Raw genomic sequence first — 15,768 nt, forward strand, 5'->3', positions numbered from 1 at the left:
TTGTTTAATATATAGGTGTAATCGATTAGTAACGGTATTCAACGATTACCGCCAAATACTCAATATCCAATAAAGTTACACGCCGCTCTTAATCTATCTTCAACATCGATTTTGCCACAGCTTCGGCCACTTTAATACCATCAATCCCTGCTGATAATATGCCACCTGCGTAGCCAGCACCTTCGCCTGCAGGGAATAAGCCTTTGGTGTTAATGCTTTGGAACTCTTTATTGCGTTTAATACTTATTGGTGACGATGTTCTGGTTTCTACGCCAGTTAGTAAACCGTCGTCAGATGCAAAACCTTGGATTTTTTTATTGAACGCTGGAATGGCTTCACGTATGGCATCTACGGCAAAGTCAGGTAACGCTTTACTTAAGTCAGTTAAGGTAATGCCCGGTGTGTAAGAGGGTTTTACATCCCCTAATTCTGAATTTGGTTTACCTTTTAAGAAATCACCAATGGTTTGCGCTGGTGCACTGTAGTCTTTGCCACCTAACTCAAACGCTAAGGTTTCTAGTTGTCTTTGTAAGTCGATACCAGCAAGAGGGTGGTTTGGGTAATCTCGCTCTGGGTCGATGCCTACCACAATAGCACTGTTAGCGTTGCGCTCGTTTCTGGAATATTGGCTCATGCCGTTAGTGACAACACGGCCTTCTTCTGATGCTGCGGCAACAACGGTGCCGCCTGGACACATACAGAAGCTATAAACAGAACGACCATTTTTACAGTGATGAACCAGTTTGTAATCCGCAGCGCCAAGTATTTCGTTTCCAGCGTTGTCACCAAAGCGTGCTTTATCTATGGTTGACTGCTTATGTTCAATCCTAAAACCAATCGAGAAAGGTTTTGCTTCAATATAAACACCTTTATCATGGATCATCTCAAAAGTGTCTCGAGCGCTATGACCAACAGCAAGAACAACATGGTTAGTTTTTAAGGTTTCGCCACTACTAAGTGTCACGCCTGTTACTTTTGAGTCAGTGATATGCAAGTCGTCTACGCGAGTAGCAAAACGGATTTCACCACCGAGTTCTATGATCTCGGCACGCATTTTTTCTACCATGGTGACTAACCTATAAGTACCGATGTGCGGTTTACTGACAAATAAAATTTCATCTGGTGCGCCAGCTTTTACAAATTCAGTCATGACTTTACGGCCATAATGATTGGGATCTTTCACTTGACTATATAATTTACCGTCAGAAAAGGTACCCGCTCCGCCTTCACCAAATTGTACGTTAGATTCTGTGTTTAATTTACGCTGACGCCAGAAACCAAAGGTATCTTTGGTGCGTTGTCTGACTTCATTACCACGTTCAATAACAATAGGTTTAAAACCCATTTGAGCAAGGGTAAGTGCTGCTAATAAACCACAAGGACCAAAACCAATAACAACAGGACGTTCGGTTAAATCTTTTGGCGCTTCGCCTACATATTTGTAGCTGGTATCTGGTGTTGCTTTAACATGGTTGTCTGCCTCAAATTGAACCAGTAAATCATTGGCTAAATCCGAGTCGGTAAGTGTGATGTCTAGCGTATAAATTAATTGGATATTTCTTTTATTACGCGCATCATAACCACGTTTGAACATCACGAATGACGCCATTTGCTCAGCAGAAATTTTAAGTTTTGTCGTTATAGCAGTCGTTAGATCTTCAGGTGCATGATTTAATGGCAATTTAATTTCAGTTAAACGTATCATTGGTTACTCATAAACTAGTGTAGAAAGCATTTGCGCATTTTACTGGTACTGATACAAATAAGCGAATAAATATTTTACTTACGCAGGGTAAATTTACGGATTTGTGTTAGACCTCTTGCAAAATTGGCTTCAAGACTCAAAGACTATAACTGAACCTCAAATATTTAAAACATATGCCAAACATAACCAAGCTATAGTCGATCCAATTTAAAAATGGTACAAGGCAACCGAGTGTCAGACGTATCAGTCATGCTTCAAGCGAAGTTAACGCCGTAACAATTTTATAAGGGAATGACTATACTTGAACAGAATGATGCTTGCTGTAAACATTATACCGGCATTCACAAGGCCATTTTTGCAAGATGTCTAGTATCGACTATACTTTACGAAATAATCACACGCACGAAAAAAATTTAAGTCGGAATTTATTCTAGCAAATTATAAATGGAAAAAACTACGGAATGCTAACGCCGTGTATAGAAAATTACTACTTTTAGCACAACTTAATTTTTGTTGCGATTTCGTAAAATGCTGAATTTCTATAAATAGAGACATCGTGTGCACGATAAAGAAAACATTGAATTAATAATTTGAGAGATAAAATTTATGACAATAATAGTCGATGAGAATATTCAACTTGAAGTAACTTCCGAGAAATATGCACTCCAATTATTTAATGTAATTAACAACAATAGGGAACATCTTTCGGAGTTTTTACCTTGGGTAGAAACCATCAAAACACTTGAGACTTTTAAGCTTTACTTACAAAATTGTGAGATTTTATGCGCAGAAAAAAAAGAAGTCAGTTTTATAATATTATTGAACCATAACGCAATCGGTAGAATTGGTCTACATCATTTAAATCCACAAAATAAAATAGGCTCTATTGGATATTGGCTTGATAAAAGTGCAGAAGGAAAAGGAATCATAACAAAATCTTGTATTAAATTAATAGATTACGGATTTCAAGAAATAGACTTAAACAGAATTGAAATAAAGGCATCTGTTAAGAATATTAAAAGTCAAAAAATACCTTTAAAGTTAAATTTTAAAAAAGAAGGCATTTTACGACAAGCTGAATTTGTAAATAATGAGTTTACAGATTTATTCATTTATTCAATTTTGAAAGAGGAATGGCAAATTTAACTAAAAAATAGATATAATATTTTTCGGAATATTTCAGACTAATTAATAAAATAAACATTTATCATCCGCCAGATCTAAATTAAAATTGGGCTGAAAATTCTGCGTACAGTCAGTCTTTTATAAAAAATATACAATAGACCTCTTACAAAAATCGCAAGATATTCTCAAAATTAACGAGACTAGCAAACAGCGGCATTCTTAAAATCATATCGCTTGCGTATATTTCTGCAGCATTCAGCCACGATTTCAATTAGACCGATTTTATGCTCGACTAGAATGCGGAACTTAGCTAGATATACAATCTAAGTACTGAGCAGTGTTTGCATTGTAGTGAATAGAGCTTTTAATACCATCTTTTGGCAGCTCATCTACTAGCTCAAACATATTTTGATAAAAGTCTTTGTAATCGTCTATCGCGCAAACCACTTGGGATTGACTAATATACTCTTCATATAGCCAAATTTGTAAATAGTAAAGGGTATGAGAAGTTTGAATATTCTCTAAAGTTTTTTGCCATGACTGGTAAATTTTTTGCAAGTTTTTAATGAGCAGGTACTCACAGTCGCCTGTTGGCTCAGGATAAATACTATTACCTAAAGGCAAGCGCGACCATGGTTGCACTCGAAATTTAACATAGTCTCTTTTTTCTTGATTCAGCAGCTCAACATCAAGGCTCTCACGATTATTACCCCATTGATCAATAACGCGCTTACGGCGGTTCAGACCTCTTATTTTTCGATATTTTATTTTCTGTTTTTTAATATTTAGCTCTATGTCTTTTCAAGCTTAATCAGGGTTCACGGTTCTTCACAGACCATCGCGATGCTCTTACCAAAGAGGGTTTTATTGAGTTGGTTATAATTGCTAAAGACCTTATGAGAGTCAGCATGATAGATTTGATCATTCACGCAGTTACTAAATCCATAGGTAAGCAAATTTATTTTTGCATAGTTAGCAGAGTCGCTGGCTTTTTCTTCCTGATAACGCTCTGTAGCCGAACTACGATAAGACTTACCATTATCACTGCTAATACGGGCTTGCTCCTGAATTTGCTCTTCAACAAATTCTTGCCATCTATTCTGTACAGCGGTTTCGTTTTTAAAAAACGGGACAAGGTACTGCTTACACATCGGAGGACTCAACCTCATCGCTTGTCTGGGATCTAGATAAGCCAAAATAGATAATTTATCATGAAAATATTCGCCTTCTATAGACTTTAACAGTTCACGCTTATACGTTTGGGCTGCTGGCACGACTTCTAATTGTTGGACTTTGCGCTTGCGTGACTCATATTCTTTATCTAAATTGGTTATATCTGTCGTTGATACTTTATCTATATCGCTGGCGTTCATAGGAGAAGAAAAGCTATTTAGCTGAACGGTATTCAAGTTATTTAACATGAAATGGGAGTTTTTGATTTGTTTGGCGCTGTATTTTTTACTATCAAAATTACCCTTGATATCGCATAGCTCATCTTGCCATTTATAGACTTCAGCTTGGGCAGTGTTAGCGACTATCAATAAGGCCGTCATTACTACAGTTGAATAGCTTTTCATCCTTATAGTCCTTTTTTAATGATTATTAATAATGTAAAGGGGCTTAACTTAGCATTATTTACTCAGTTGCTTGCTAGCCGTAGACATCAATCTTACCTGTAACAGTAGTAGATATTAAATCGGTATAGTTAAGTCTTTATAAAATCAATACAACCCATATTATAAAATAGCTTAGGTAAGTTACTCTTAATCAATCCTTGACGTAAAAACTTTGTTTGTGCCCACTTCTTTTCAATAAAGTCTAAACTAAAGCTGCGGCAGAGGCTCTAAAACAATCAGACCTGACTCCAAACGTACTTTATTATAGTCGATTGAAAAAAGACTCACTAACTATAGTCAATCCAGAATAAAAGAGATACAACCCATATCATGAAAGAGTTTAGGTAAATTATTCTCCATCCACCCTTGTCGTAGAAACTTAGCCTGTGCCCACTTTTTCTCGATAGGGTTTAAATCAGGACTGTAGGGTGGTAGCCAAAGGATACGATGACCATGTCTATTCAGTAATCTCTGAATACGTTTATTTTTATGAAACTGAGTCACTCGAGCACAGCTCTTGCCTTGCGCTCGGGCAAAGCAGTGCTTTGCTTTATCCTTGCTCATATCCATGACAATCACGCATTTAGTCTTGAGACTTGGAATAAGCGTGAATTTGCACCAGTCATAAAATATATGGCTGTTGATATTCTGTTCAAAGTAATCAAGCGCAAATAGCATCTTTTCATACAGAGCACCGATGACGTTAGTTCGCTTTTTGGCTTGCCAATTGTAGCGATCAATACAAGGGCTACCGATTGGTGCATAGCCATAAGGTCTGATAGTTTCAGCCTCAAAGCCGCTCTCATCCATATAAACAATGGGATAGCCTTCCTGCATTAAACTATCAAGCTTACTCAGATACTTAGCTCTTTTTATCGGACAGGCTTTTGGATGTTCCAATATCTTTTTTTTGACTGATACCCAAACGCTTTAAGGCAATCTCAATGCCCGATTTGCTACAACCCAAACGCTGTGCTCGCTCGTACATATAATCGTCTGGATACTGATTAACGTCTTTTAATAACGCTTCATTCGGTATTTTACTGGGTGGCTTATCCCGAGATTGTTTGATAGTTGGGTTTTTCAACCAGCGTTGTAATGCAGTTTTACTGATATTATAGAAAGTACATGCTTCACGAATAGTCATGTCTTTATTTTTGACACTTTTGATCACTTGCGCTCGAAAGTCTGCTGAATAGGTCATGGATTCTTCTGCTACTTCGCTTATTTTAAAAGCATTGTATCTTATTTATAAAAGACTGACTATATAGTAAGCCTTTTAGCCGCTCAAATTATAACTTTAAATCTCTAACTTCTATTTTCATAAGCTTATCAAGTAAGCAGTGAGACGGTCCTTCAGTGATAAAATTGCCACTGTAGTTTCTTTGTGTAGGACGCGCAGAAATATCTCCAGTTTCTCCTATATTGTACACTTCGTTATTTACCGTTATCTGAGCGTCACCTTTTGTATATTTCGTATATGTCGCTGGAAGTACAGGCGTATAAAGCTCATTATCTGTCTCAAATAATAAACAGTCATTTTGCGTAACAAACCTACCTATTAAAAAGTATTCAGCGGCTAGTCGAAATACTTTAGGGTCATTATAGTAAGTAAAGATTCCGCTGGGTATAGTGGACTTATCTATATCAGGCTCAGTTTCACTATTATTGTCTTTCATGTTGCTCGTTGACGCACAGCCAGTAAGAAGAAAAACTATAACCATTGAGCTTAAACATATAGCGAGTCACCACATCTATCATAGTGACTAAGACAATACTGTAGTGCTATGGTCAGAGAGCTTAGAGGTCGCAGGCAAGAGCGCCTGCAGCTGTCTAAAAGAGAGATGATTATTCATCATTGAGTCCTTTCTTGATGGGTAAATGCTTTTCTATTGGTAAACCATAATCATGTGTTTTATGGTACTAGCCTATGAGCTTCGCGCCTGTTTTGGATTGCAACTCGTCAAAGGTCAGACCTACCACTATTTCACGAACTACCAGTCCTTTTTCAGTGACATCTATAACGGCTAAATCAGTATAAATTCGATTAACACATTTTTCGCCTGTGATAGGTAGCTTAAGTTTTTCAACGATTTTGGGCTCACCATTCTTGCTGACATGATCCATGATGACGTAAACTTGTTTGGCACCAACGGCCAAATCCATTGCGCCGCCAACAGCCGGAATATCATTTGGCCGACCCAAAAACCAATTAGCAATATCACCATTTTCGGCAACTTCAAACGCGCCCAGCACACACAGGTCAATATGGCCGCCTCGTATCATGGCAAAAGAGTCGCCATGATGAAAATAACTGCCGCCTTTAAGCAAGGTGATATATTGCTTACCTGCGTTGATGAGATCACCATCTTCTTGACCCTCATCAGGGGCAGGACCCATGCCCAAAACACCGTTTTCACTATGCAAAAAGATGTCTTTGTCTTTTGGCAAAAAGTCAGCCACTCGGGTTGGTTGGCCAATACCTAAGTTGACATACATACCTTCCTTGATATCTTGGGCAACGCACTGAGCAATCTCATCAACGGAACGCGGTTTATACTCACTCATGATGCTTCTCCTTGAATACAAACGACTTCGTGTACAAAGATACCTGGGGTAACGATATGTTCAGGGTCAAGCGCACCCAGTTCAACCACTTCGCTGACTTGGGCAATCGTATGGTTAGATGCAGCCGCCATAATGGGGCCAAAATTGCGTGCCGCTTTGCGATAAGTTAAGTTGCCCCAGCGGTCTCCTTTAAAAGCTTTGATAAGGGCAAAATCTGCTTTGATGGGGTACTCTAATACATAGTTTTTGCCATCAATAACCCTCGTCTCTTTGCCCTCAGCAAGTAGCGTGCCGAATGCGGTTGGCGTATATACTGCACCAAGGCCGCTGCCTCCGGCTTGCATACGAGCCGCCAACGTGCCTTGCGGTACCACTTCTAGCTCAATTTTACCTGCTCGGTATAGATCATCAAAAATATGTGAGTCGTGCTGGCGTGGAAAAGAGCAGATGATTTTTTTTACACAGCCTGATTTTAGTAATAAGGCCAATCCTGTCTCACCGTTACCTGCATTGTTACTCACGATTGTTAGATTTTTAGCATTACGGGCAATCAGCGCATCAATCAATTGTGCGGGCTGTCCAGCCAAACCAAAGCCACCGATCAAAATGGTTGCCCCATCATTGATATTACTCATGGCTTCGACAGCAGAGTTTGTCACTTTATTTAACATTGCATTATCCTATGTAAAAGAGTTAAATCACTAAATCAGACAGGTTTACTCTAGTGGCTCAACAGGCAATCCAACGTAGTTTTCAGCGATAGTCGCCTTCCCTGCTTCTGAGTTGATAAAATATTCAAACTCAGCTTGTTGTACGCGAAAATCAAAACGTTCGCCGCTCTCAAAACGGTGTAACAGCATGGTCATCCACCATGAAAAACGGACCGACTTCCAAACACGGGCCAAGCAGATTTCTTGGTAACGTGGAATCAAGTCAGTCCGCCCTTCTTCATAGATTTTTACAAATAAACGAAACGCTGTTTCTACATCACTAGCGGCAAGATTCAAGCCTTTAGCGCCAGTGGGTGGGACAATATGAGCGGCATCTCCCAATAAAAACAATTTACCGTATTGCATAGTTTCGCAAACATAAGAGCGTAGTGGCGCGATACTCATATCTAACGCAGGCCCAGTGACCAGACGTTCCGCCATTTTTGGTGGAATACGGCGTTTTAGCTCATCCCAAAACATCTCTTCAGTCCAATCTTCAATTTTGTCGGTATTTGGCACTTGAATGTAGTAGCGGCTTCTGGTTGGAGAGCGCATAGAACAAAGCGCAAACCCGCGTTCATGGGCACAGTAGATCAGCTCATCGTTAACGGGCGGCGTGTCACTCATCAGTCCCAACCAACCAAACGGATAAACCTTTTCAAACTCTTCTATCTTATCGGCAGGAATAGATTTTCGTGAAACCCCGTGGAAGCCATCACATCCAGCTATATAGTCACAATCTAAGCGGTATGATTGCCCATCAAGCTGATAAGTGGCATAAGGGTTGTCTGACTCAAGATCGTGTAGCTCGACGTTGTCGGCCTCATAGACAGTCACACCGCCAACCGTTTCACGTGCTTCCATCAAGTCGCGCGTCACCTCAGTTTGACCATATACCGTGACATGTTTGCCGCCACTATATTTTTCTACATCTAGTTGATGATGCTCACCTTGAAAGCTAAAATCAGTGTGTGTATGAATCAAACCTTCTTCATCCATACGTGCGCCCGCCCCTGACTCGCGAATCAAGTTGGTCGTCCCTTGCTCCAGTACGCCCGCACGTATACGGCCCAATACATACTCTGCTGTTTTGCGCTCCAAGATAATATTGTCAATGCCAGCCTTGGTCAGTAGTTGACCCAGTAATAACCCTGATGGCCCTGCGCCAATAATAGCGACTTGAGTTTTATAATTCATGAAATCCCTCTCACTTGTTATTTGGCAAATTCCACTTTGCCTAAAGATATTGAATACAAAATACTAACGGTCTAAAAATGCCTCTGTATTGCAGAACGGTCCGCTAAAAATCAAAGAATACGGTTTCACCATCCCCTTGCAAATAAATATCAAAACGATAACGAGGTTTGCCATCGCTTTGCTCTTTTTTGGCGATTAAGGTTTGCCGGCGCTCGGTAGATGGCACGCTATTTAAAATGGGGCAGTTGGCATTGGCGTCTTGCTCATCATCAAAATAGGCACGGGTTTGCAAATGCAAGTTGATGCCACGCGCAAAAATAGCGATATTGATGTGCGGTGCCATTGGTTTGCCATGCTGACCATCAAAGGCCACTTGCCCAGGTTTGACAGTATTAAAATGAAAATCACCATCTAGCGCACAAGCACTACGACCAAAACTGGTAAATGGTTTTTTATTGTCAAATTCACTGATATAGTGGCCGCTGCTGTCTGCTTGCCATATCTCGATGAGCGCATCGTGTACGGCCTCACCATTGCCATCGTAAACATGGCCAACCAGCTCAATGTGCTCACCGACTGCGTCTGCTTTGGCCAAGTCTTGCCATATTTCATCTGAGCGCGATTCAAAACCGGCGATTTCTAATGCCAAACCAATATGGACAAAAGGCCCTGCTGTTTGGGAAGCGGTCTCACGCAGCAAACCACTGTCATCTTGCAATTTGTATTGACTGTACATGGGTTACTCCTCAAAGTAGGTTTGTAATGCGCCGCGAACCACAATGTCAAAACGGTACGCTAGGCAATCCATTGGCTTACTCATGGTCATATCTAAACGGGCAATCATCGTCTCGACCGCGTCTGGATCTTTCAATACTTGTACGATTGGACAAAGTGGAATAAGTGGGTCACCTTCAAAGTACATTTGGGTAATCAAACGGGTTGAGATTGAAGGCCCCATGACTGACACGTGAATATGCGCTGGACGCCATGTATTAATACCATTTGGCCATGGATAAGGGCCTGGGCGTACAGTGCGAAAGCGATAACAGCCATCCGCATCTGTGATGCATCTGCCGACTCCGCCAAAATTAGGGTCTAATGGTGCCAAATAGCCATCTTTTTTATGGCGGTATTTGCCGCTAGCATTTGCTTGCCACATCTCAACCAAGGTATTTGCAACTGGCTTGCCAAACTGATCAATCACACGGCCATGCATAATGATGCGCTCACCAATAGGCAAACCAGCTGATGCGCCTTCTGTCCTAAAATTCATGAGTAAGTCGTTGTCATATTGACCAATCTCTAGGCCATTGAACACCGGACCACTGCGCTCAGAGACACTGGATTTTTGGATGCTGACCAATGCTTGGCGCGGCGAACGTGTCACCGATGTTTTATAACCAGGGGTATACTGCGCGGGTTGCCATGTCCGATCACGCGGTAAAAAAGAAGGATATTTATAGCTCATTGCATTGTTCTCCATTGCGATAAAGCAAATTTATCAATAACGTGTGCTTGTTGATTTAGCGCTGCTAAAGGCTGCATTAAAGAAGCGCATCGCCCCAGCCATTTTCTTTGGCCAAAGAAAATGCATGATTGGCCGCAGGCACACCGCCATAAATCGACACATGCATCAGCACTTGGCGCAGCTGGTTTTCGTTAATACCCAAACGCTTTGCCGTACGCAAATGCAACCCTAGCTCGCCATCACGGCCAAGCGCCGCCAATATTGCAGTAGTAATCATGCTGCGCTGTTGCACTGTCAAGCTGCTGTCACCCCATAGCTCACCCCATGCAGTACGAGTGATAAACTGCTGAAATGGGCTGTCTAAAGTGTTGGCGTTCTTAGATGCTTTGGCGACATGATCTTCACCAAGGATGCGCTTACGTTGTACCAGACCTTGCTCATAACCAATGCCTGTTTCACCAACAGTAGCGCGGGCGGTATTAGTTTGAAGATGTTCAACCAAACGATCAGGTGCTTCAACAGATGGTACGTGTCCCACACTTTCAAAGACACTTATGCTAGCATCAGCAAATTCTGCTTTTAAAGTTTCTAGTGCAGCAATCGGTGTAGAAACATCATCTGCACCCGCGATTAACGCCACATGACTTGGATAATCAGCAAGCTTTCCACGGTTATCCACTTGAGCCAATACCTCGCACAGCTTAGCGTAGCTTTCATCATCATTACGCCCCAACTGCACTTGCCAGCCTTGTAACACCTCAGGGTTTTGTTCGACATAACTTGGTGAAAACCAACGCGGCGTAATCGCTTGTGCCATCTCAGTCAGTCCCAAGCGGCGAATATTGCCTGCACGCTCAGCCCATGCCTCTTTAGTACCAATAACTGCACCCGTATTGGTCAGCCATACTTGCTCTAAGCGCTGTGGCGCTACTTGGCATAAGTGTTGACCAATGACGCCGCCAATGGAGGTGCCAATAAAACTAAAGATTTCAATATCTAAGGCGTCTGCCAACGCCAGTACATCATTGGCAAGCAGCGCTATTGATACATTATCTGTCGCCACACCGCTACTGCCATGACCGGGTAAATCCCAGCGCACGCAGCGATAGTGACCGTGTAGCTGATCGCATACCTCATCCCATACTGCATGGCTCATGCCCAATGGATGCGCCATAAATAGGCCGGGTAAATAGGTTTCGCCACTGTCTTGGTAAGCAATGAGATGCGCGTCTGTTGCTAAAAATGCCATTATTCTGCTCCTACTCGTGAAACCACCAAGGCAATCCCCTGCCCAACGCCAATACACATAGTACAAAGCGCGCGGTCTTTTTTGGTGTGCTGTAATTCGTGGATGGCTGAAATCAAGATACGAGCGCCCGATGCACCGAGTGGATGACCCAAGGCAATGGCACCGCCTCTAGGATTTATACGTGGATCACGGTCATCAAGCCCCAGTGCGCGGGAACATGCCAGCACTTGCGCAGAAAACGCTTCGTTCAGCTCAATAATATCAATATCATCTAAGCTAAGATTGAGACGTTTGAGCAATTTTTGGGTGGCAGGCACTGGGCCAATGCCCATGATAGTTGGTAACACGCCAGCGGTTGCCATGCCCTCTATTTTTGCCACAGGCGTCAAACCATATTTTTGCACGGCTGCTGCACTTGCGATGAGCATGGCTGCAGCCCCATCATTGATACCAGAGGCGTTGCCAGCGGTCACACTGCCGCCCTTATATATGGGATGAAGTCTTTCCAAAGCTGCTATAGTGGAGTCTGGGCGTAAATGCTCATCTTTATCTACAATCAACGGTTCTTGCTTACGGCGCTCAATCGTAATTGGGGTGATCTCAGCCGCCAGTAATCCCTCATTTTGCGCCGCGGCAGCTTTTTGCTGAGACCATAGAGCAAAGGTATCTTGGTCTTCGCGAGAGATACTGTATTTGTCTGCTAGATTTTCTGCGGTTTGGGGCATTGCCTCAGTACCGTACATAGCATCCAGCTTTTTATTAATGAAGCGCCATCCCATGGTCGTATCTTGTAAGGTCTGGCTACGATCATAGGCTTTTTCAGGTTTACCCACTACAAATGGGGCACGGGTCATCGACTCAACGCCACCCGCCAGTGCTAACTCCATCTCACCACTCACGATTGCCCGAAAAGCAGTTCCCACCGCATCAAGACCGGAGCCGCACAATCGATTGATGGTATTTGCAGGTACTGTCTCTGGGAGTCCTGATAGCAATACACTCATACGCGCCACGTTGCGGTTGTCCTCTCCGCTTTGGTTGGCACAGCCCATAAAACTGTCTTCAATGGCACTATGGTCAAAGTCAGGCGCATCTGCCAATACCGCTTGAATCACCTGCGCCAACAAATCGTCAGGTCGAATATCAGCCAGTGAACCGCCGTAGCGGCCGACTGCTGAGCGTTTGGGATGACAAATATACACTGCTGTCATGGTTCTCTCTCCCTAGAGATAAGGTTGATACGGCTCATTGTGTGACTTAACGAATACTATTTTGTTTTATATTAGAATTATTATTCGTATATTGAATCAACTTATGCATTTTGTTGGCGTCTGTCATAGTGACGGCTATGTATTCTACGAATATAATATATTGTTCTTAATTAGAATTAATGTTCATATTATGAACTAAGCTATACTTTTTTTATTATACTGTCAACAATCTATCCTTTTCTGGTATATACGATTATTCTGAATGAGCAAGATCAGCTTATTAATCTCAAAAATCAGCCCGATATCAAAACCAAGTCTGAAATCAGAATTAAATATATTTAAAAACAATAAAAGCGCTACAGTATTTCTGGAGTGAATTTTTCAAAGCCTATGTCTGCAATGGCAAAGTAAGCGAGGAAAATTTACACCAATAGTATCTGGCTATTGATATATCGATTTAACTTTTCACCGACTATATTGCATGGCTCACGTAAGTCACAGACAAAAAAAGGTTGCCAACGCTATTTTAGATAACGAGTTGGCAACCTTTTTTGATGACAAGCAAATGATTGTCTCCATTTACTTATAACAAACCTTGTCTTTGGATTAACTAGCCTATTAAAGCTAACTATTGTATTAAATTAAGCTACTCCGCTAGATCCAGCTATTATACTAAATATAGTATGCTTGGATTTTTTCAGCGCAGTCACGCAATATCGGTAAAAACGTTTCAATCAAAACGTCTTGGGAGATGCGCATTGCATTGGTGCTGATGTTAATTGCACCAATCAACTCATTATTTGATTTATAAACAGGCAGTGCCAATGAGCGCAGACCTGAATCCAACTCTTGATCGACGATAGCATATTGTTTTTGTTTGGCCTCTTTTAGCATTTGTTCAAATATTTTAGAATCAGTAATGCTATGCGGTGTATACGCGCTTAGCTCAATTTTACTAATACGTTCTTCAAGCTCTTCTTGAGGCAAGTTGGCAAGAATAATGCGCCCCATAGACGTATAGGCAACAGGCAACCTTGTGCCAATCGATATGGCAATAGATAACAGCCGGTGTTGAGCCGCAGAGCGGGCAATATAAACCACATCGTTACCGTCTAACACGGCAAATGAGCAAGACTCCCCTGTTTGTTCGGTCACACGCTCTAAGTAAAACTGAATGATATCGTGATGATGCACACTGCTCAAATAGCTTGCGCCAAGGCTCAATGTTTTAGGTGACAGTTTAAACTGCCGTTTGTCTTTATGGACATAACCTAGGGAGTGTAAAGTCAACAGATAGCGCCGCGCTTTTGCTCTATCCATATTGGTGCGTTCGGCCACTTCGCTCAGCGTCATCGTCGAGTGGTCTTCATCAAAAGTCAGCAACACGCTCAGACCGCCTGCAAGAGAAGCGACAAAGTCTGGACTATCAGAAGATATTTTCTTATCTTGTTTCATAGGTATACTATTTTATGCTTACCAAAACTAGGGATTTTAAATGAAAATCAATCGATTAATCAATCAACCTTTTGTACACCCCACTATCGCAAATGACTTATCTGACCGTCTGTTCATCCAAGCGATGCTAGATTTTGAGTTGGCCATAGTCGCAGTGAGAGAGAAAAACCACCTAATACCGGACAATATCCATCAGCAATCTAAGCAGACACTGGCGCTAACGTTATTTGATATTGATGCTATTAGCGCGCAAACTTATTTAGGAGGCAATGCTGCCATTCCCTTTGTGAAACAAGCCAAAGCATTATTGCCCTCAGACATACAGCCCTATTTTCATCAAACGCTAACCAGTCAAGATGTGATTGATACCGCGATGATGATGATGCTCAAACCCGCTTTTCAGCGTATTAACAAAGACTTAATAGCAGTGCTCAAAGCATGCCGTCTTTTAATTGAACAACATCATGCAACCCCTATGTCTGGCAGAACGTTGATGCAACAAGCATTACCCATCACTTTTGGGGCAAAAGTTTCGCAATGGGCAGCCTCATTAATAGCGGTCATTCCCAATTTACAAAAAATAGAGCAATCGGGTTTTTATCTACAATGGGGCGGGCCTGTTGGCATGAGTGATGAGGAGAGTGAACGTCATGATTTGCCGCAGCAAGTTGCAGCATTGCTTGGCTTATCTGTGCCATTACTCCCTTGGCATACCAATAGACAACCTATTCATGCTATCTCATCTACACTAGATGCTTGTGCAGGCGCAATGGAAAATATCGTTGAAGACATCGCCCTAATGTGCCAATCGGAGCTGGGTGAAGTGTCCGAGCCTGCCATTGAAGGTATGGGAGGATCTTCATCGATGCCGCACAAACGTAACCCTGTCTTATGCGCCTTAATCAAAGCAGCGACGTTGAGAATGCATGGACATATGAGCGTGATAAGCAATACGACTGCACAACCCTTTGAACGTGCATTAGGACAATGGCATGCCAGCTGGGTGCCCTTGACGGAAGGCACTGCTTTGGTTGCCGGCGCTGCGGCTTACCTCAAAACATTATTGCAGGGTTTACAAGTCTACCCTGAACGTATGAGCGCCAATTTAGATTTAAATAGCGATGCCTACCTCATCAAAAATTTACAGCGCCATTTTGAGTTGGATAAAGATAACATCTATCCATTGATCGTGCAGGCTAGTAATGAGGCACACAGTAACCACCAAGGGTTCGTAGCAACTTTTTTACCATTATTGGCAACAGCATCACCATCTTGGAGCGATGATCCTGCAATACTAGCGGTTTTATCACCATTAAATTATTGCGGTGCGGCACACAGACAATGCCAAATAGTGATAACCGCGATTGAAAAATTAACGTCAGAAACAAGTCATTCAGAGTACGAACTAGAGCCTCAATCCAATTGACAGCAAAGTAAAAAAAGCGTATTTTAATTCACTATACG

Annotated in this window: 16 protein-coding genes; 2 read left to right on the top strand and 14 right to left on the bottom strand. The window is 42.0% G+C overall.

Features of this window, described 5'->3' with window-relative positions; all coding sequences use genetic code 11:
* Positions 1-88 precede the first annotated feature (88 nt).
* Complete coding sequence (locus tag JMX48_RS09670) at positions 89-1,705, bottom strand: NAD(P)/FAD-dependent oxidoreductase (protein ID WP_201537109.1); 1,617 nt, start codon at positions 1,703-1,705, stop codon at positions 89-91.
* A 606-nt stretch (positions 1,706-2,311) separates the two neighbouring features.
* On the opposite strand from JMX48_RS09670, the gene JMX48_RS09675 reads away from it, so the two are divergent.
* On the top strand, positions 2,312-2,851 hold the full coding sequence (locus tag JMX48_RS09675; protein ID WP_201537111.1) for a GNAT family N-acetyltransferase: 540 nt from the start codon (positions 2,312-2,314) through the stop codon (positions 2,849-2,851).
* 285 nt (positions 2,852-3,136) lie between these two features.
* On the opposite strand, the gene JMX48_RS09680 is transcribed toward JMX48_RS09675, so the two are convergent.
* From JMX48_RS09680 to JMX48_RS09740, 13 genes are all read right to left on the bottom strand, one after another.
* Positions 3,137-3,472, bottom strand: coding sequence for a hypothetical protein (locus tag JMX48_RS09680; RefSeq protein WP_201537114.1), 336 nt, complete (start codon positions 3,470-3,472; stop codon positions 3,137-3,139).
* A gap of 176 nt (positions 3,473-3,648) precedes the next feature.
* Positions 3,649-4,407 carry a hypothetical protein gene (locus JMX48_RS09685; RefSeq protein ID WP_201537117.1) on the bottom strand — a complete coding sequence of 253 codons (759 nt, stop codon included), beginning with the start codon at positions 4,405-4,407 and terminating at the stop codon, positions 3,649-3,651.
* Between the two features lie 336 nt (positions 4,408-4,743).
* The gene (locus JMX48_RS09690) at positions 4,744-5,283 is read right to left on the bottom strand and encodes a transposase (protein WP_201537120.1); all 540 of its coding nucleotides are present in this window, start codon (positions 5,281-5,283) and stop codon (positions 4,744-4,746) included.
* 25 nt (positions 5,284-5,308) lie between these two features.
* Positions 5,309-5,650, bottom strand: coding sequence for an IS630 transposase-related protein (locus JMX48_RS09695; protein ID WP_201537123.1), 342 nt, complete (start codon positions 5,648-5,650; stop codon positions 5,309-5,311).
* Positions 5,651-5,738: 88 nt separating this feature from the next.
* On the bottom strand, positions 5,739-6,125 hold the full coding sequence (locus JMX48_RS09700; RefSeq protein WP_201537126.1) for a hypothetical protein: 387 nt from the start codon (positions 6,123-6,125) through the stop codon (positions 5,739-5,741).
* A gap of 244 nt (positions 6,126-6,369) precedes the next feature.
* Complete coding sequence (locus tag JMX48_RS09705) at positions 6,370-7,014, bottom strand: 3-oxoacid CoA-transferase subunit B (RefSeq protein ID WP_201537129.1); 645 nt, start codon at positions 7,012-7,014, stop codon at positions 6,370-6,372.
* Positions 7,011-7,685 (bottom strand): 3-oxoacid CoA-transferase subunit A, encoded by a 675-nt coding sequence (locus JMX48_RS09710; RefSeq protein WP_201537132.1) that lies wholly within the window; start codon positions 7,683-7,685, stop codon positions 7,011-7,013. Before JMX48_RS09710 ends, JMX48_RS09705 begins: the two co-directional genes overlap by 4 nt.
* Positions 7,686-7,730: 45 nt before the next feature.
* Positions 7,731-8,921 (bottom strand): 4-hydroxybenzoate 3-monooxygenase, encoded by a 1,191-nt coding sequence (gene pobA / locus JMX48_RS09715; RefSeq protein ID WP_201537135.1) that lies wholly within the window; start codon positions 8,919-8,921, stop codon positions 7,731-7,733.
* A 103-nt stretch (positions 8,922-9,024) separates the two neighbouring features.
* Complete coding sequence (gene pcaG / locus JMX48_RS09720) at positions 9,025-9,657, bottom strand: protocatechuate 3,4-dioxygenase subunit alpha (protein WP_201537138.1); 633 nt, start codon at positions 9,655-9,657, stop codon at positions 9,025-9,027.
* Positions 9,658-9,660: 3 nt separating this feature from the next.
* Entirely contained in the window at positions 9,661-10,389 is a 729-nt protein-coding gene (gene pcaH, locus JMX48_RS09725) for a protocatechuate 3,4-dioxygenase subunit beta (RefSeq protein ID WP_201537141.1), read from the bottom strand.
* A gap of 76 nt (positions 10,390-10,465) precedes the next feature.
* On the bottom strand, positions 10,466-11,638 hold the full coding sequence (locus JMX48_RS09730) for an alpha/beta fold hydrolase (RefSeq protein ID WP_201537144.1): 1,173 nt from the start codon (positions 11,636-11,638) through the stop codon (positions 10,466-10,468).
* The gene (pcaF, locus tag JMX48_RS09735) at positions 11,638-12,849 is read right to left on the bottom strand and encodes a 3-oxoadipyl-CoA thiolase (RefSeq protein ID WP_201537147.1); all 1,212 of its coding nucleotides are present in this window, start codon (positions 12,847-12,849) and stop codon (positions 11,638-11,640) included. The genes JMX48_RS09730 and pcaF overlap by 1 nt, the downstream gene beginning before the upstream one ends.
* A gap of 672 nt (positions 12,850-13,521) precedes the next feature.
* Positions 13,522-14,304 carry an IclR family transcriptional regulator C-terminal domain-containing protein gene (locus tag JMX48_RS09740; RefSeq protein WP_227687974.1) on the bottom strand — a complete coding sequence of 261 codons (783 nt, stop codon included), beginning with the start codon at positions 14,302-14,304 and terminating at the stop codon, positions 13,522-13,524.
* 40 nt (positions 14,305-14,344) lie between these two features.
* On the opposite strand from JMX48_RS09740, the gene JMX48_RS09745 reads away from it, so the two are divergent.
* Entirely contained in the window at positions 14,345-15,730 is a 1,386-nt protein-coding gene (locus JMX48_RS09745) for a lyase family protein (RefSeq protein ID WP_201537150.1), read from the top strand.
* Positions 15,731-15,768 lie beyond the last annotated feature (38 nt).

The organism is Psychrobacter immobilis, assembly GCF_904846225.1.
GTDB lineage: Bacteria > Pseudomonadota > Gammaproteobacteria > Pseudomonadales > Moraxellaceae > Psychrobacter > Psychrobacter immobilis_F.